The sequence below is a fragment of the Pseudovibrio sp. SCP20 genome (assembly GCF_057774105.1).
The window spans coordinates 632,684-649,579 of record NZ_JBYMDH010000003.1 but is presented as its reverse complement, the minus strand read 5'-3'; the positions used below and the strand labels follow the sequence as shown (position 1 = coordinate 649,579).

Below are 16,896 nucleotides of genomic sequence, written 5' to 3'. Positions count from 1 at the left end.
TGGATAAGAACCATGTCTGATCTCAAAAAGACAGGCCTCAGCAGTGCAAAGCGTCGTCAGTTTCTTGGCGACGCAGCCCGCACGGCGTGTGGCTGTGCTGTTGCTGCGACGTTCCTGACGGTCTATCAGGCGCAGGCCAAGGCTTTGCCTGCCGACGCCATCAGACCGCCCGGGGCTCTTACTGAAGAAGAGTTTTTGAGTGCATGTGTGCGGTGTGGACTGTGTGTTCGTGACTGTCCTTATGACACTTTGAAGCTCGCCGAGCTTGGTGAAACTGGCCCGGCAACCGGAACACCATACTTTACAGCTCGTGATGTGCCTTGTGAGATGTGTGAGGACATTCCTTGTGTTGCTGCCTGTCCAACAGGGGCACTGGATCATTCTCTCACCGACATTGATGATGCTGATATGGGTGTGGCTGTCCTGATCGATCAGGAGAACTGCCTCAACTTCCTCGGTTTGCGCTGTGACGTTTGCTATCGGGTTTGTCCGCTGATTGATGAAGCGATCAAACTTGAGATGACGCCAAACACGCGAACGGGCAGCCATGCTGTCTTCTCGCCAACTGTCTATGCAGATACCTGCACAGGCTGCGGCAAATGTGAGAAGGCGTGTGTTCTGCCAGAGTCTGCGATCAAGGTTCTTCCTCGCCGCATTGCCAGAGCTGAGAGTGCAGAGCACTACCGGCTTGGTTGGGAGGAAAAAGCCAAGGCAGGAAATGCGTTGGTGCCAGGTGTGATCGATCTGCCGGATCGTGTGCCGGATGCAGGTGCCTTCAAGCCCGTGTTCCAGCCAGGGAAGGGGCAGTGATGACTACGCATGCATTAGACGCCCAAAGCCTTAAGGAAAAGAAGCGGAGTTGGGTTCTGCGTAACCGCTTTCTGCTGCTTAGACGAAGCACTCAGTTGCTGGTTCTGGCTCTTTTCCTTGCTGGTCCCTGGGCCGGGATCTGGATTGTCAAAGGAACGCTGACGTCCAGCATGACGCTGAACATCCTTCCGCTGTCAGACCCGTTTTTGCTGTTGCAGACAATGGTGACGGGACACTGGCCTGAGCTGACCGGTTTGATTGGTCTGGCCATTGTGATTGTTTCCTACGCTGTGTTTGGTGGTCGGCTTTACTGCTCATGGGTTTGTCCCATGAATGTGGTGACTGACAGTGCAAACTGGCTGCATCGTAAGCTTGATCTGAAAAAGGGATGGCAACCGAAAAAGCACACCCGCTACTGGGTTCTGGCGATGACGCTGCTTGTCGCTGCCGGATCTGGTTCTCTGGCTTACGAGCTGGTCAATCCAGTCACCTTGCTACACCGTGGGCTGGTGTTTGGCATGGGCTTCGCCTGGGCTGCGGTGCTGATGGTGTTTCTGTTTGACACTTTCGTCTCCCGGCATGGCTGGTGCGGACATCTGTGCCCTATGGGTGCAGTGTATGGACTGCTCAACACTAAGAGCTTGCTGCGGGTCTCTGCCAAGAACCGCGAAGCTTGTGATGACTGCATGGACTGCTTTGAGGTTTGCCCTGAGAACCATGTGATCTCGCCAGCTCTGCGAGGCAAAGGGGATGATACCCCGCTCATTCAAAATCGGGACTGTACGTCTTGTGGTCGCTGTATCGACGTATGCGATCTGGACGTTTTCAGTTTCACCCATCGTTTCGATACTCAACTTATTCAACCTACTTCAATCGAACCGGGCCCCCGCGATCCGGTCGCGACCAAAGCTATGGGAGGTCACAAATGAAAACGGGAGTGCCTTGGAAGGCTATCACCATTATGGCGGTTTTGAACCTTACCGGCTTTGCTGCCTTGAACGCACATGCCGAGGGGGTAAAGTCCTTGCGGGGTGTACAGGTCGATGAGCCCGTGTTCGTAGAACCGATTGCTCGTCCTCAAAACACCCGGGTGAACCGCGAGTTTCGTCAGCAGCCACCATTGGTGCCGCACAAGACTGAAGCCTATCAGGTGGACCTGAAGGTGAACCAGTGCCTGACTTGCCATGACTGGGCAAATGCAGGTGAGAAAAAAGCACCGACCCTTTCCATGACACACTATGCGGACCGTGAAGGGCGTCAGCTGGATCAGGTTGCTGGTACACGCTGGTTCTGCACGCAATGCCATGTTCCTCAGGTCGAAGCTGAGCCGCTCGTGGAGAATGAATTTACTCCGTCAAGCAAACGCTAGATGGCACTCTGACTGGAGGAACTAAATATGAGCAATCAAGGCGCAATTCCCAATAAAGATCAGGGGCCTGGCCTGATCAAACGGATCTGGCGTTTTCTGAGGCATCCTGCTGCGACGATTTCTGCAGGTGCTCTGTTGCTGATTGGTGTCGTTGTTGGTGTGGCTTTTTGGGGTAGCTTCAACTGGTCTATGGAAATGACCAATACAGAAGAGTTCTGCATTGGCTGTCATGAGATGGAAGCAAACGTCTACGCGGAATACACTGAGACAGCGCACTACAACAATGCTTCAGGCGTACGGGCAACCTGTCCTGACTGCCATGTGCCTAAAGAGTGGGTGCATAAGGTGGTTCGGAAGGTGCAGGCAACCAGAGAGCTTTATCACAAAGCTTTGGGTTCCATTGATACCCCTGCGAAGTTTGAAGAGAAACGTCTTGAGTTAGCAACCAACGTATGGACTGCAATGAAGAAGACAGACAGCCGCGAATGCCGCAACTGTCACGAGTTCGATTCTATGGACTTTGTTCTTCAAGAAGGCCGCGCATCCGCTGCTCACTCTGATGCATTCAAGGAAGGCAAGACTTGTATTGATTGTCACCAGGGCATCGCACACAGCCTGCCAGCAAACGCTCTGGAAGCTTACAAAGAGAAGGTTTCAGCTGTTTACGACTAAACATCGCATTTGCTGACGTCAGACAAGACAATTGGCAGAACCCACCTTCAATCAACCATGAGGGTGGGTTTTCTTTGTCTCATGCACTGTGAGATGAGCGAATCAGCTTTTGTGAGTGGCTGCAGAAGTACAGGAAGGGAGCGCAGCATGGATGTGTTCGCTTGATCCAAATCAAAGGAGAAGGGGAGCAGTTATGTTGGATGTGATCAAAATGACACAAACATGAGTCTTATATTCATATTTATTTTCGAATGATCATTTTTACATTGATAGATATCTCTACTCAATAATATGAGTCATTAACTCATATTAAAGGGTGTAGGGATGTCCAAGGGTTTTGTCTCCGGCTTGATGACCGGAATCTGCTATCTCGCACTGCAATCCGGTGCATATTCTCAAGAACAGAAAGAGCCAGAAGAGCTCGGTCCGATCGTCGTAACCGCTGCCCGCGGTGAACAAAGCCTAGACGAGGTCACACGCTCCGTCGCTGTCGTTGATAGCGTGCAGATCGAGCGTGCTGTTGCCGATAGTGTGACTGAAGTTCTTCGAGATGTGCCGGGGATTAAAATCGTTGATAGTGGTACTCAAGGAATGAAGCGAATTAGCATCCGTGGAGAGGAGGCAATTCGGAATGTAGTATTGATTGATGGGCAGGAAATTTCCGACCATTCTTCTTATGGGCCGCTATTCCTTATCGCGCCCGAGGACATCGAACGTGTTGAGGTTGTTAAGGGGCCGGGGTCTGTTCTACACGGCTCGAAGGCCATTGGTGGTGTGGTAAATATCATCACTAAGAAAGGTGCTGATAGGCCAGTTGAGATTGAAGTTGGTACTAGTTTTGATTCATCAAATGATGGTTTTACAGCGTTTACATCTGCTTCTGGAACTGTAGATAGGTGGGATTATCGCGTTTCTGGACGTAAGGCTAAAGCCGGGGATTTGCAAACGCCTTCCGGTACTTTGGAGCCGAGTGGTTCTGATGAGCAAAGCTTGACAGCTTATCTTGGGTACAGTGGGGATCAACACGATTTCAGCCTCAAGGTAGAACGCTACGAGCTTGAAAGCGAACTTTACTCCGAAGAACCAGTGATGGCTTTTGATTTTCCCAAGCGAGACCGCACAAAGATTGGGATCTTTTATGACTTTGCCGATGTAAATGAAACGATTTCAAACTTGCATCTGGATGGATATTTTCAACAGATCGAACGTGTTGCAGTCAATAATCTCTTCATTGGTACACCCGCAGAAAAAAACAATGAAATTGACAGTACATTGCAAACTTTTGGTTTTAATGGACAGGCTGATTTGCTTTTATTCGAGAACCATTTGACGAAAATTGGTTTTCAAGTCACCAATGACAATCTGGATAAGAAAACTGATAGTCGAGCCAGCATTCCAATTTTAAATAAGTTTGAAGCGGATAAGTCTGATCTAACCACTGTATCTGCGTTCGTTCAAGATGAGTGGGATGTTTCCGACGATCTGACATTAACGGGTGGAGGTCGCTACTACTTTGTTAATCGGCAGAACAAAGGGGCATCAGGGAATATTGACGATAAAGATCAAGCGTTTGTCGGTGCGTTGGGTTTAAATTACACCGGTATCGAAAACGTATCGTTGCGTGCTCATTTAGGTCAAGGATATGTATATCCAACGCTGGTTCAAAATACGATTGGCAGCATTTTTACGCCGGCAAATGTTATTCATGGAAATCTAGACTTAAAACCGGAAAAGTCTGTAACGGCGGAAGTTGGTGCACGTTATGATAATGGAGTGTTCACGCTTGATGTTGGAGCATACTATACTGATGCAGAAGATTATATTGATAGCGTAAGTTGCAACATGTCAAATCCGGTTCACGCGAGTGTTTGTGATACAGGTTCTGACTATCTCTATGTTAATATCGATAGTGCTAAAACGTGGGGCTTAGAAGTCTCCGGGTCTTACAACTTTTCTGAATATGCTCTCAAACCTTACGCAAGCATGACAGTGATGCGGCGTCAATTTAAGACACCTGAGCACACGACCTTTCATACTGATACACCACTAGTTTCTGGACGTTTGGGTGTAGTGAAAGACTGGAGCTTCAACAATGGCGTCCAAGCTTATGCTGATCTGTATTCCCGCTTCGCAAGCAAGCATACGAAGCTTGAGCGTGGTGTAGTTGAGGAAGAAGCGGGCTTCGCAACTCTCAACTTAGCCGGTGGGTTCTCTTACGACTTTGATGAGGAGCGTAAGTTGAAGGTGAATGCTGCGGTCGAGAACATATTTGATCTTGAATATAAGCCTTCCCTGGATGAATTGACTGCTCCAGGGCGGACCTTCAAGCTTTCTGCAAGTGTGATCTTTTAAGTCTTTTGAGCTCTGTCGTAATTGCGGCAGGGCTTTTAAATAAGGAAACAACAAAATGAAAACCGTGCTTCTCATGTTTCTGCTGAGTTCAGTGGGAGCTGATGGGGAGGTTGGTGCCTCCTATGTTGAGAAAGACAGCCACGAAGAATGTCAGGAAGGCATTGTTGCTCTTAAAGAAATTCTCAGTGAGCCACGTTTCAAGATCCACTATGCTGGATGTCATGAAAGTAATGCGAATATCTCAGAGTTCGAGCATCCAGGGGCTGAAGACGAAGGTGAGAAAGCTGAGAGGTTTGTGTATCTGAATGCACTTCAAGATGGAAAACTCTTGGTTTCTCAAGTTAAAAGCCTTCCTCTCTGTGAAGCTCAGTTAGAGGACTCTGACAGCTGGTGTGCCATCAGCACACAGAAGTTATTGCCGTAACAAAGTGATCTATGCTTTGCTCTCTCTTAGAAGTTTTGCTTTTGGGGGGGGAGCACGCATGTCATCACATACTAAGATTATCTGGGTTATTGGAGCAACTTCTGGAATTGGTGAGGAGCTATGTAAGCTCTATGTTGCAGATGGTTGGAAAGTTGTGGCGAGTGGCCGGCGTGTTGAGCGCCTTGAAAAACTGATGAAGGCTCACAGCTCAGTGAAAGCTTTGCCAGTTGATGTAACCGATAAAGAGCAGATTGAACATGCTGTTCAAAGACTTGAAGCCGAAGACTTGCTGCCGGACCTCACTGTGTACTGCTCTGGTGTGTTCCATGTAGGCGGACTATCCACTTTGACAGATGATGTATGTGTCAACGCAATGGATACCAACTACTTTGGCGCGGTTCGTACCATCCATAATCTATTTCCACTTTTGAAAGAGCGCGGCTCAGGCCAGATTGCAATCATCTCATCATTGAGTGGATACGGCGGTCTGCCTTATGCGGCGAGTTACGGCCCGACAAAGGCCGCCTTGATCAATCTCTGTGAGGCTTTGAAGCCGAGTTTTGATCGGGCAAATCTTTCTCTATCGGTGATCAATCCGGGTTTTGTCAAAACCGCAATGACGGAGAACAGCAGGTTGCCGATGCCGTTTATCATTGGGGCTGAAGGTGCGGCGCGGCGGATCAAGAAAGATCTTGATCGAAAGAAGTTTGAGATCGCCTTTCCATTCCCGTTGGTGGCTGCGCTGAAACTGCTCCGATTTATGCCTTACTGGGCTTACTTTAGATTAATTGGTTTATCTGCTGGCAAACGAGGGCGAAGCTGACCTGCCTTTAGGATGGCTGAAGTTGCAGTGAGTTTTGAGTTTGAGGATTCTCTGCTGCATGCGACATAGCGTGTTGCAACTCAGGTATGAATGCCCAGATCTCGCGGTTCAGCTTGACCAGTTTTTCGATAGCTTTCCCCATTTGGGCGATACGGGCGTCATCCAGTGCTTTGATTTCTCCGAGCTGGATTTGCCCGTTTTTACGCTGAATGCGCATTGAATGGGTGTGCGTTATTTCACCCTGCTGGTTTTGCCGGAAGGTTGCGTGACTGAACTCATTTCTCAGCCGCGTGCTTTCGTTGAAGATGCGCAGGATACGACGAAGTTTCTTTTTAAGGGTATCATCTTTGAGCTTTGCATCGGCCAGACGCTCAATCAAGTCAACGCGGGCCCTTGTTGTATTGAGTGTGCCAAAGACCAGCGTCGCGGTGAGTTCATCTGTTTCCATCAGGTGCTGGAGGATGTAGATGAACGTGCTCTCATTGTTTGACCAACTGTAGTTGATGTTGCCAATCAAGGCGAACAGCAGGTTGCGCCTGCCTGCTTTGTTGGGGGCCAAGCGATCCAGTTCGTCAAAGTCAGGCGAATGAGGGATCTGATCATCATCCATGGAGCTTACCGTCTAAGAAGATACGTTGATGTGCATGGTCTCTATATTCTGACGTAAGGGTAGCAAAGCTGTAGGTTCATTGACAGGGGCTGTCAGATTGATTTTTGCTGGCGACTCCTAGGATGGGTGTGATGCATGCTTTCGTGAAGTATATGAAGCATCAAAAGGAGAAGCGCTGGAATCTTGAGGGTTATAAATCTCAGTGAAGCCAAATAATCTTGAATTACCTGTGAAGAAATTTATGCGATCAGAAATAGAAAAATAGTGCCGTATTGTGTCCTTAAATTGGAGTATTGCGTTCTTTTATTAGTCGGCGAAGTATGGTTATGGATCCATAACTTTTGCACTGAAACAGTGTTTGGGGTGTGCTGTAATTTTACTGCATATTGCATGAGTTCTTGAAAACCTGTTTCCCGATCAGCTTGCTAGGCGATTTAGATGAGACCGGCATTATTGAGACCAATAAACATACCCCTGTGAGGGGTGCCCAATTAGTTTTCGGTGATATTTAAAACATTAATTTGCAAATACTAACGTTAACTAGCTATTAATATCCTAGATAATCATAGTAATTTCTATCTAGTTCAATTGAACGTATTGTTTGTTTTGACCCAGTATTACTCTTGGTTTGTCTGTTTTTTAGGCCGTGTTATAGCTTCCGCCGCTTCCGTGAGGAATTTTCTTTCTTGTCTTTGCTGGAGCTTTGTTTGAAGGAATGGAGTCAATTCGTTTTAGCAAGAGCATTTAGTTAGTATTTAGAGCGGAAACCCAGAACCAAAGCATTTTATCGGTTCCTTCGCTTTCTGAAGCCGAAATCATGTTTATCGTGCAGATACCTTGTTTGTGCGGGCTGGACCCTTGTGCCTAAAATTCGGAGCTATCCGGGTATGCGAGCCATATGCTCTCTTTGGTCCCAGATCGAAACGCTGAACTGAAAAGACAGCCTTCAAATCATGGAATGAAACATTTTTTCAATCCTCAGGAGAACCTGTAGCAACCAGCTGACGTAAATGATCGGCTTTTTGCAGGGCAGTTCTCCGAATATTTGGAGACGATATGTCTAGTTATAATCCTAACAGTCCTAAAACCGACACCGTCACTGATTTTGACCAGAACAACAATATTGGTGATCAGGATACATTAGCCGGAGATATTTCGGTTACGAATAAATCTCAACCAGTGCATCAGCATGTTGATGCAAACTCCTCTGACTTTTCATTCATTCATGCACAAGCTGGTGATGGTATTGAGGACATCAATGATGCGCTATGGGTTGGTGATGATCTAACAATTGATGCAGATTCCCTCGCGTCCTCCTCCGGCAAAGGATATGCGCTAGCGTTTGACCAAGGTCTTGCAACTGGTGCAAATGTTCAGTCAAACAGTATTGACGGTGCGGTGACTGGTGGTAACTACACAGCTGCGAGCGCAGGCGAAGACAGCTCTGGTGGCCTGAAGGCGAATGGAGTTCCGTCAACAGGTGGTGATACCGACACAGACCTACCTATTTGGCAAGAAAATACTGCTGGTGATTGGGATTCTGTTCAGTCCCCTTATGTATTGAATGAAGGAAGCCTACTGCAGGACGTTGATGCTAATGGTGGCGAGGCAACCTCTGGTAATGGTGTGAGTGCTGTTCGCCCTCAGGGGACCTCAGCTGATGTTGCTTTAGGCGCTTCTGTAGGCGTTGGTGATGATGAGGATGTCAGTGGTTCAACGATCGCACAAGCTGATAGCCTAGGGTTAGCCCGCTCATTTAACCAAACAATCCAAACCGGGGCAAATCAGCAGGGCAACTCAACTGACCTCCAGATAACTGGAGGAGATGTAAACATTGGTGGTGCTGGTGAAAGTGGTCCTGCTGGCATTTCTGGCGGTGCCCTGAACGGCATCACTGACACAAATACTGAACTCAACATTGATCAGTCAAATGATCTAACAGATGGCGGACTATTCTCTTGGACTGGAAGAGAAGAAATTTCGTCTCCTGACGTGACCAATGATGGAAGCCTTAATCAGTCAGTCTTCTCCGATGGTGGTACTGCTCAAACTGGTTCCGGTATTTATGCTGAGAATAATGGTAACGGGCAAAGCTCAATTGGCTCCAGTTCATACGTTTCTGATGATTCATCTATCTCTGGCGCGGCCGCTGCGTCTGCAGATGCCAGTGCGGTAACTCTGGGCTTTAAGCAGGACATTGCATCTGGCGGCAACAGCCAAGGCAACTCTGCATCAATGGATGTGGTTGGTTCCACTCGTGCTGCTGCAACAGCTGGTGAGGATGGCGCATCACTGAATCTTCATCAAAGCGGACTGTCTGCTTCATCTTTAACTGATACGAACTTAGAGGCGTTGCAAACAAACCATATGCATGATGGTGATCGCGTTGGCGATGCTCTCGTGACAAATGATGGGCATGTTTCGCAAACTGCTGATGCGGATGGCGGTTCTGCATCAACAGGTGATGGCATCTTCGCTCATAACACTCACGTCGGTTCTGCTGGTAGTGTCGGTGGCGACAGTGATATTGCAGGATCTTCCGCTGCATCTGCTGATGCAACCGCGGCTGCAATTAGCTTTGAACAGTCTATCAAGTCCGGTGGCAACTCTCAGGGTAACTCACTTGACTACAGTGTTATCGGCGGTAACTCAGTGGCAGCTGTTTCTGGCGGTGAAAATGCCAGTATGAATGCCAAAAATTTGGGTGATGCAACCGTCAATACCGATACGACTTCCGAAAACGTTCAGATAAATGATCTGTCTGATAGTGATCATGTTATCGGTGCTGTAGTTGAAAATATCGGTGGTAGTCATGTTCATCAAAATGTTTCATCCACTGGCGGTACTGCAACTGCTGGTAATGGAATTGCGACATCGGGCGATGACAGTGGTCTAGGCGCAGTATGGGTTGGTGACGACTCAAATATCGTGGGATCTGCGAGCGCATCCGCTGATGCAATGGCATCAGCCTCCACGATGAACCAGCGGATTCAAACAGGTGGGAACTCTCAGGTTAACTCACTTACAGAAGAATCTGTTGGGGGGAATAGTCAGATTGTTGCTACTGGTGAGGATAATGGTTTTGGTATCACTGGACTGATGGGTGATCAGGGAAGTCAAGGGCTCTCCAGTGATCTTACAGCTGGCCAGCATAACTTCCTCAATGATCATGATCATGCAAATAACTCCTCTGTAACGAACAATGATTTGGTAACTCAGGATGTGACTGCTCAAGGTGGACAAGCTACGAGTGGCGATGGCATTTTGGGTGGTGATCCAGATGATGGAAGCGTTGAGAGTGATCTGACGGGTGCTGCTGCGGTTGAAGACAACTCCAGCCTGACTGGTCAAACCAGTGCATCGGCAGATGCAATCGCAGAAGCTTCTGCATTCAATCAGACGATTGTCACGGGTGGTAACGTACAGGTTAACACAGCAGAGACCAGCATTGTTGGAGATAATAAAACAGTCGTTTCCACTGGGGATGATATGATTGGATCTCAGGCTGGTTCTCTGCGTTCAGGTGGTGTGTCCGGGAACGCTGACACGGCATTGTTTGCAGGCCAGATCAACATTGCATATGATGGCGATGATATCCGTGACAATACTGTAACTAATGATGGTACCGTTGATCAGACAGTTACAGCTAGTGATAGTAACAGTGTTTGGGATGCCAATGCAGGTTCCGGTATCTCAGATGATGGTTCCAGTTCCTTCAAAGTTGATGCTGATGGTGGCTGGGTTGGTGATGATTACAGCATAACTGCTCAGGCTGTTGCGTCTGCTGATTCCACTGCGAAGGCTTCTGCTTTTAATCAGACATTGTCATCAGGTGGAAATAAGCAGGTAAACTCAACTGAAACTGAGGTTACCGGCCATAACGATGCTGTGTTGTTTACTGGTGAAGATGACAGTTTGCCCAATATGACTGTTACACCCGACGGTAGTCCGACAAGTTCCAGTCAAGATGACTTTGACGGCACTGATACGACGTTTTCTGCCGTACAAGCTAACGCCCTTTTTGATCAGGATGAGATCACTAACGCCACGGTTACCAATAATGGTTCTCTACATCAAGAAGTAAGTGCTGAAGCTGGTGGAGCATTGTCTGCTGACGGTATCTTTGATGCTGAGACAGTCTTCGACTTCGGTACAGGTGATGATTACAGCGTGACGGCTTCTACGGCTGCGACTGCTGATGCTCTGGGTGTGGCAAATGCCTTCAACCAGACAATCGTCATGGGTGCGAACGTTCAGGCCAATGCTGTTGATGTCAATGTTGTTGGCGGTTCCTCAACCGTGAACGTTGTTGGCGAAGACGACCTTGCATAAACAGACCTAAACAAGGCCTGCGCGGAGCAATCCGCGCAGGTCATTTTATATATCCATATGAAATTGTTAGGATATTTTATGCTGTCGCAGGCTATAAATGAATTAAGCTGGCACTTTGTCGGCTATATGAAGATCTTTGATAGTATCGCTACAGCCGAACAGAGCTTTGACGAAGCCTGGTTTGCTCAAGACGCTATTGTTATTACCCCGGTGGAAGTTGTTTACTCTCGCGGAGATACCGCTGAGCTTCCCTATGAGAAATTCTATAATCTTCCTTCACTGCTACCAGAGATTGGCGCAGCCTCTCAGGCTCGTCTCCCATATTCGGTTGAGACGCTTGTAAATGCTTCGGACTTTACGCTGCCTTCTGAAGGTGTGTTTTTTGAAGATAATGGTGAAACAGATCTGCCGCAAAATGGTGATGTCGGTCAGTCTTTCGACTACACCTATACAATCACCTTCACCTATCGCGATATTTATGCTCCTGACATCGAAATCAACCTCGCTCAAGAGAATGCCCTCACAGATGATGATCTGTTGCTGTCCAAGAGCGAGTTTGGTGATGATATTCCAGAGAGCAATGCCGATGAGGTGTTAGAACAGCTTCTGGATGCTGCCAATGAAATAGAGCTCGATACTCTCGATCAGATTTTTGAGGAGGAGGATGCTCAAAGTGCAGCTGATGCTATCGGTGAAGCACTGGTTCAACGTGCTGAAAATGATGCTCCGAACCCATCATTCACCAGCGGTGACAACATCGGTGAACTGCCTGAAGAAGAGCAAGTTAGTGATGAGAGCTCTGATGATGACGAAAATGATAGCAGCTATGTGACGACTGGCGATAATGAGGCCGTGAACGTGGCTTCAATCGTGGATCTGAGTGAGCTGAAGTGTTCGACTGTTGTAATGGGAGATTACTACGCTACAAACTCGATCATTCAGAGCAACCTCTATTATGGGCCAACTGAGCAGCCCACCGATGTCGTCAATGGGCAAGGTCTCTCGGACACGGTTGTCTACAACGATGCCAATGTGACCTCAGAAGGGGAGTATCTGATCTCCTCTCACGTGTCCTACGACAATCCAGACTACTCCTTCACCGTCGATGTGGTGAGTGGCAACTTTTACGATCTGAACATTGTTAGTCAGAAAAACTATCTGTCAGATGATGATTGCGTGTCCTATCAGCTGAACAACAACGGCTACTATGTTCAAACTGGTGACAACACCCAGGTGAATGCGGCGCAGTTGATTGATAGCATTCAAAATTATGACGTCATTGTCGTGCTCGGGAACTATTATGACGTCAACTACATCAGCCAGAAAAACATTCTTCTTGATACTGACTACGTTGATACCGCGGGTACTTCGATTAACGGTACGGGGCGGCACAATGTTCTGACCAACGAAGGCACCATTAAGAACATTGGTGGTGGGTCGCTGATGAAACCCATGACTTCTGAAGTTCATGGTTTGGTTGATGCGATGGATGGCCGGGCTGGAGAGTATGAGTACACCGCTTCTTCGGCGACAGGCGGTTTGCCAATCCTGCCCAGTACTGATCTGAAAGTCCTTTATATCACGGGTGATTACTATCAGATCAATGCGATTGAACAGATCAATGTTCTTTCAGACGCTGATTACGTGAAGATCCATAAGGAATCTGAAGACAGCGGAGTACTGATGCAGACGATCAACGGTGAGGTTGTTGAGGCTGATGAGGATGGGTATCTGGATTCGTCTAGCAACAAGACAAGCAACAAAGCAACCATCATTGATTACGACAGTCAGTCGGGTTTTCAATATTTGGATGGCGAATACTCAGAGGAAGACATTGTCATAAAAGTCAATATCGTAGTCTCTGAAGAGGAAGATCTCGAAACAGCATTGAATGGAAATACTGATCTGGTTTCGGAGGTTGTTGCGTTTACTGGCAATGACACTGGAAGTGAAGCCGGATCATCTCCCGCATTTGTTCCTTATGCGGGCGAGAGTGATATGGTCTCAGATATAATTGTTTGATTTTAATAGATTTTTATAGAGAGAATGTATGTTTAAAGCTCGAGAGACAAAGAATAATAGCCGACAGCGTGGAGGGCAGGCGAGCAAAACATTGCAGGTGGATGGCATTTCGCAGCAACCTGCACATGGAGAAAAGCTCGCTGGCCAAAAAGGCAATTTTGCCTCCAGAAAAAATGGCGGCCCTTATGAGGATATTGATTTTCGAAAGTTGATGCAAAATGGTCTGGCACGGGCGAAGATAAACCTGTTGTATGTCGGGTTCTTCTCCTTCTGTGCCAGCCTTCTGATCCTTTCTGTTCCTATTTATCTGTTCCAGATTTCTGACCGTGTGTTGACCAGCCGAAGTGTCGATACACTTGTTATGCTTACTGCTATCGTCATCGGCCTTGTGCTGGCTCATGTGCTGCTGGATATGTTTCGCCGCTTTATGCTTATGCGGGTTGCTGTGGATGTTGAGACGCGGCTCGGTGGGCCTGTGCTCAGTGCAGCAGCAAGGGCATCGCATAATGGAAGCAGTCAGGAGTTTCAGGCTCTTTCTGACTTGCAGCAGTTGCGGAGCTTTTTGACGGGGTCCGTGCTTCTGACCATGATGGATGCACCTGTGGCTCCGATTTATCTGCTTGTCGTTTACATGGTGCACCCGCAACTTGGAATGATCGTGACAACGACCATTTTGCTGCTGCTCGTTCTTGCGCGGATCAACCAGCGACTAACCGCTGTTCCATTTGGAAAGGCCAATGCATTTTCTTCCCGTGCAAACCTGCAGGCGGAAGCGATGGCACGGAATGCTCAGGTTATGAACGCAATGGGAATGATCCCTGAAGGTGTGATTATCTGGGGTAAGGAAACTGCTGAATCGTTGAAGGCTCAGATACTGGGGCAGGATCGAAATGTTCTGATTTCAGCTGTATCCAAGTTCATTCGCTTGTCTACTCAGATCACGATGCTTGGATGGGGGGCCTGGCTTGCGCTTTCTAACGAAATTACTGGCGGTATGATCATTGCTGCGTCCATTATTGGTGGTCGTGCTCTAGCTCCTGTTGAAGGCATTATTGATGGCTGGAAGAGCTATGTCGGTGCGAAGAACGCTTATGGGCGTATCCAGAAATTGCTGCATACCTCTCCGCTTAATGTGCATCGGCTTCGGTTGCCAAATCCTGCTGGCCGACTGAGTGTTGAGCGGCTGCTATTCGTACCGCCTCCAAACAAGCGTGTGATCTTAAATGGTATTTCGTTCCAGCTTTCTCCAGGAGATTCTCTGGCTGTTGTTGGCGCGTCTGGTTCCGGGAAGAGTACGCTTGGAAAAATGTTGGTTGGATCTCTCATCCCAACAGCCGGCAATGTGCGTCTTGATATGATGGACTTGAGGAACTGGGATAGTCGGCAGCTCGGTGAGAATATCGGTTACTTGCCGCAGGATGTTCAGCTCTTTCCGGGGACGATCAAAGAGAATATTGCCCGAATGAACAGAGAAGCCAAAGATGAGGATGTCTTCAAGGCAGCTCAAATGGCGGACATTCATGAGATGGTCTCTCAATTTTCTCAGGGCTATGAAACGCAGGTTGCCATGGATGGAGCACCACTCTCTGGCGGGCAGAGGCAGCGGATTGGGTTGGCTCGGGCGTTCTATAACAACCCTCGTCTGTTGGTGTTGGATGAGCCAAACTCCAATCTGGACACCATCGGGGAACATGCTTTGGCAGAAGCTCTTGGGCGTGCCAAGCAGGATGGGATGACTGTCATTGCGATCACACAGAGGCCTGCGCTGCTGCGCTGTGTTGATAAGATCATGATGCTCAAAGACGGGACTGTGGCGGCGTTTGGAAGCCGTGATGAAGTGATGCCTCTGATTACAGGAAAACGGCCGGGCATTTCACAGCATCAAAACGTTCCGGGGCATAACCTGCCGGCAGCGCAACCAGCTGAATAGTTTAATCTTTTGAGATTTGGTGATTTTAATGTCTACTAGAGCACTTATACTTGATGGGAGCTGGTATGAGGATGTGCCCCGCACAACTCGCTCACCCATATTGGCTAGTTTAATCATTATTGCGCTTACTTTTGCCGGATTTGGTTATTGGGCCTCCAGTGCTCCCATGGCAGGTGCTGTGGTTGCTTCCGGTTCCTTTGTTGCCACAGGCCAGAACAAGATTGTCCAGCACTTTGAAGGTGGGATCATCAAAGAGATCCTCGTAAAAGAAGGGGATGTGGTTTCTGCCGGTGATGTTCTGGTGAAACTGGATGAAACAGCTGCAGAAGCAAATCTGGAACGGTTGGTGATCCGGCAAGCACGTTTGCAAGCTATTCAAGCGCGGCTAACACAAGAAGCCAAAGGGCATAAGACGCTGGTTCTTCCTGAGATGCTGACAAGCACGGCACACGATCCGAAAATCAAAAGCATCATTCTGAACCAGTCGCTGACGTTCAAAGCCCGAACGAGAAAACTGCAGAGTGAGATTGATATTCTGGCACAGGGTATCGATGCCTTGAAGGAGCGCATACAGGGTGGTCAGTCTCAATTGGTTGCTGTGAAGCAGCAGATGGAGTTGTTCCAAGAAGAGCTGGATGCCAAGAAGAAGATTTTGGGTAAGGGACTGATCCGAAAGTCAGATGTGCTGCGCATCGAGCGTTCGCTTGCAAACCTGAAAGGTGAGGAAGGACGTATCCTCGCTGAGATCGGAGATGCGACTGAGCGGATTGCGCGAGCGCGGGCTCAGATTGTCAAAGTAGAAAACGAAGCATCCCAAACGGCAGTGGGTGAATTGCAGGTGGTCAATGCGGATCTTGATGATGTGAGTGAGCAGATACGGGCGGCACAAGATGTCTTGCAGCGTGTTGAGATTGTTGCTCCTGTACGGGGCATTGTCGTTCGAATGCGTTATCACACTGCTGGAGGTGTTGTTGAGAGTGGTAAGGACCTGATGGAGATCCTGCCTCTGCAAGATGAGTTGATCATCGAAGCTTCCATCCAGACCACGGAAATTGACAATGTGAAGGAGGGGCAGAAGGCTATGGTGCGGCTGACAGCCTTGAACCAGCGCATTACGCCTATGCTGGACGCTAAAGTCATTTATGTTTCTGCAGATGCTTTACGAAATGAAGATCCCATGAGTAGCGCAGGAGATGTTTACAAAGCGCGGGTGCAGTTGGATCGTGAGAAGATCCCTGGGCATCTGAACTTCAAGGCAACTCCTGGTATGCCTGCTGAAGTGTACATCACGACGAGAGACCGAACCTTCTTTGATTATCTCATGGAGCCTGTGCGAGACAGTATGGCCAGAGCCTTCAGGGAGCCATAAAACCTGAAGTGGTACAGGCGAGTTCGTTAAGTCCATTTAATGATTGGCGCTTTCTGCCAGGTTATACTTCTTGGCAGAAAGTTTAGTGTTCGAAAGTCTCTTTTAAGAATGATTCAAAGGAAAATAAAAGAGTTTGAGTGACTTTTTTAGTCAGACTCAGTCTTGTTACTGGAATCTTATTTG

At 48.2% G+C, this 16,896-nt stretch carries 12 protein-coding genes; 11 read left to right on the top strand and 1 reads right to left on the bottom strand.

All coding sequences use genetic code 11. The features are described 5' to 3' along the window. Window positions 1-12: 12 nt before the first annotated feature. From napG to AC3CB2_RS15480, 7 genes are all read left to right on the top strand, one after another. Window positions 13-810: a ferredoxin-type protein NapG gene (gene napG, locus AC3CB2_RS15510; RefSeq protein WP_352934029.1), complete on the top strand. Its 798-nt coding sequence runs from the start codon at window positions 13-15 to the stop codon at window positions 808-810. Next, on the top strand, window positions 810-1,739 hold the full coding sequence (gene napH / locus AC3CB2_RS15505; protein ID WP_352934027.1) for a quinol dehydrogenase ferredoxin subunit NapH: 930 nt from the start codon (window positions 810-812) through the stop codon (window positions 1,737-1,739). Before napG ends, napH begins: the two co-directional genes overlap by 1 nt. Continuing rightward, the gene (locus tag AC3CB2_RS15500) at window positions 1,736-2,179 is read left to right on the top strand and encodes a nitrate reductase cytochrome c-type subunit (protein ID WP_208608778.1); all 444 of its coding nucleotides are present in this window, start codon (window positions 1,736-1,738) and stop codon (window positions 2,177-2,179) included. The genes napH and AC3CB2_RS15500 overlap by 4 nt, the downstream gene beginning before the upstream one ends. 27 nt (window positions 2,180-2,206) lie before the next feature. Next, window positions 2,207-2,851 (top strand): NapC/NirT family cytochrome c, encoded by a 645-nt coding sequence (locus tag AC3CB2_RS15495; RefSeq protein ID WP_008552814.1) that lies wholly within the window; start codon window positions 2,207-2,209, stop codon window positions 2,849-2,851. Window positions 2,852-3,175: 324 nt separating this feature from the next. Continuing rightward, entirely contained in the window at window positions 3,176-5,203 is a 2,028-nt protein-coding gene (locus AC3CB2_RS15490; RefSeq protein ID WP_352934025.1) for a TonB-dependent receptor plug domain-containing protein, read from the top strand. Between the two features lie 55 nt (window positions 5,204-5,258). Further along, window positions 5,259-5,627, top strand: coding sequence for a hypothetical protein (locus AC3CB2_RS15485; protein WP_352934022.1), 369 nt, complete (start codon window positions 5,259-5,261; stop codon window positions 5,625-5,627). Between the two features lie 58 nt (window positions 5,628-5,685). After that, window positions 5,686-6,450, top strand: a complete 765-nt coding sequence (locus AC3CB2_RS15480) for an SDR family NAD(P)-dependent oxidoreductase (protein WP_352934020.1) — start codon at window positions 5,686-5,688, stop codon at window positions 6,448-6,450. A 7-nt stretch (window positions 6,451-6,457) separates the two neighbouring features. On the opposite strand, the gene AC3CB2_RS15475 is transcribed toward AC3CB2_RS15480, so the two are convergent. Then, window positions 6,458-7,060, bottom strand: coding sequence for a hypothetical protein (locus AC3CB2_RS15475; protein ID WP_352934019.1), 603 nt, complete (start codon window positions 7,058-7,060; stop codon window positions 6,458-6,460). 1,056 nt (window positions 7,061-8,116) lie between these two features. Here AC3CB2_RS15475 and AC3CB2_RS15470 point away from each other — a divergent pair. The 4 genes from AC3CB2_RS15470 to AC3CB2_RS15455 all read left to right on the top strand — a co-directional run bounded on the left by AC3CB2_RS15470 (window position 8,117) and on the right by AC3CB2_RS15455 (window position 16,713). After that, a complete protein-coding gene (locus AC3CB2_RS15470) occupies window positions 8,117-11,392 on the top strand; it encodes a beta strand repeat-containing protein (RefSeq protein WP_352934017.1) in 3,276 nt (1,091 codons plus the stop codon). Between the two features lie 78 nt (window positions 11,393-11,470). Continuing rightward, window positions 11,471-13,414 carry a hypothetical protein gene (locus AC3CB2_RS15465; protein ID WP_352934015.1) on the top strand — a complete coding sequence of 648 codons (1,944 nt, stop codon included), beginning with the start codon at window positions 11,471-11,473 and terminating at the stop codon, window positions 13,412-13,414. Between the two features lie 91 nt (window positions 13,415-13,505). Then, window positions 13,506-15,344, top strand: coding sequence for a type I secretion system permease/ATPase (locus AC3CB2_RS15460; protein WP_352934192.1), 1,839 nt, complete (start codon window positions 13,506-13,508; stop codon window positions 15,342-15,344). Window positions 15,345-15,372: 28 nt separating this feature from the next. Then, window positions 15,373-16,713 (top strand): HlyD family type I secretion periplasmic adaptor subunit, encoded by a 1,341-nt coding sequence (locus AC3CB2_RS15455; RefSeq protein WP_208608780.1) that lies wholly within the window; start codon window positions 15,373-15,375, stop codon window positions 16,711-16,713. The last annotated feature ends 183 nt before the right edge of the window (window positions 16,714-16,896 follow it).

Excerpts from the sequence above, each read along its gene's own strand:
- AC3CB2_RS15475 (WP_352934019.1), bottom strand. The coding sequence starts at position 7,060 with ATGGATGATGATCAGATCCCTCATTCGCCTGACTTTGACGAACTGGAT.
- AC3CB2_RS15485 (WP_352934022.1), top strand. The coding sequence starts at position 5,259 with ATGAAAACCGTGCTTCTCATGTTTCTGCTGAGTTCAGTGGGAGCTGAT.
- napG (WP_352934029.1), top strand. The coding sequence starts at position 13 with ATGTCTGATCTCAAAAAGACAGGCCTCAGCAGTGCAAAGCGTCGTCAG.
- AC3CB2_RS15490 (WP_352934025.1), top strand. The coding sequence starts at position 3,176 with ATGTCCAAGGGTTTTGTCTCCGGCTTGATGACCGGAATCTGCTATCTC.
- AC3CB2_RS15500 (WP_208608778.1), top strand. The coding sequence starts at position 1,736 with ATGAAAACGGGAGTGCCTTGGAAGGCTATCACCATTATGGCGGTTTTG.
- AC3CB2_RS15470 (WP_352934017.1), top strand. The coding sequence starts at position 8,117 with ATGTCTAGTTATAATCCTAACAGTCCTAAAACCGACACCGTCACTGAT.
- AC3CB2_RS15455 (WP_208608780.1), top strand. The coding sequence starts at position 15,373 with ATGTCTACTAGAGCACTTATACTTGATGGGAGCTGGTATGAGGATGTG.
- AC3CB2_RS15495 (WP_008552814.1), top strand. The coding sequence starts at position 2,207 with ATGAGCAATCAAGGCGCAATTCCCAATAAAGATCAGGGGCCTGGCCTG.
- AC3CB2_RS15480 (WP_352934020.1), top strand. The coding sequence starts at position 5,686 with ATGTCATCACATACTAAGATTATCTGGGTTATTGGAGCAACTTCTGGA.
- napH (WP_352934027.1), top strand. The coding sequence starts at position 810 with ATGACTACGCATGCATTAGACGCCCAAAGCCTTAAGGAAAAGAAGCGG.
- AC3CB2_RS15465 (WP_352934015.1), top strand. The coding sequence starts at position 11,471 with ATGCTGTCGCAGGCTATAAATGAATTAAGCTGGCACTTTGTCGGCTAT.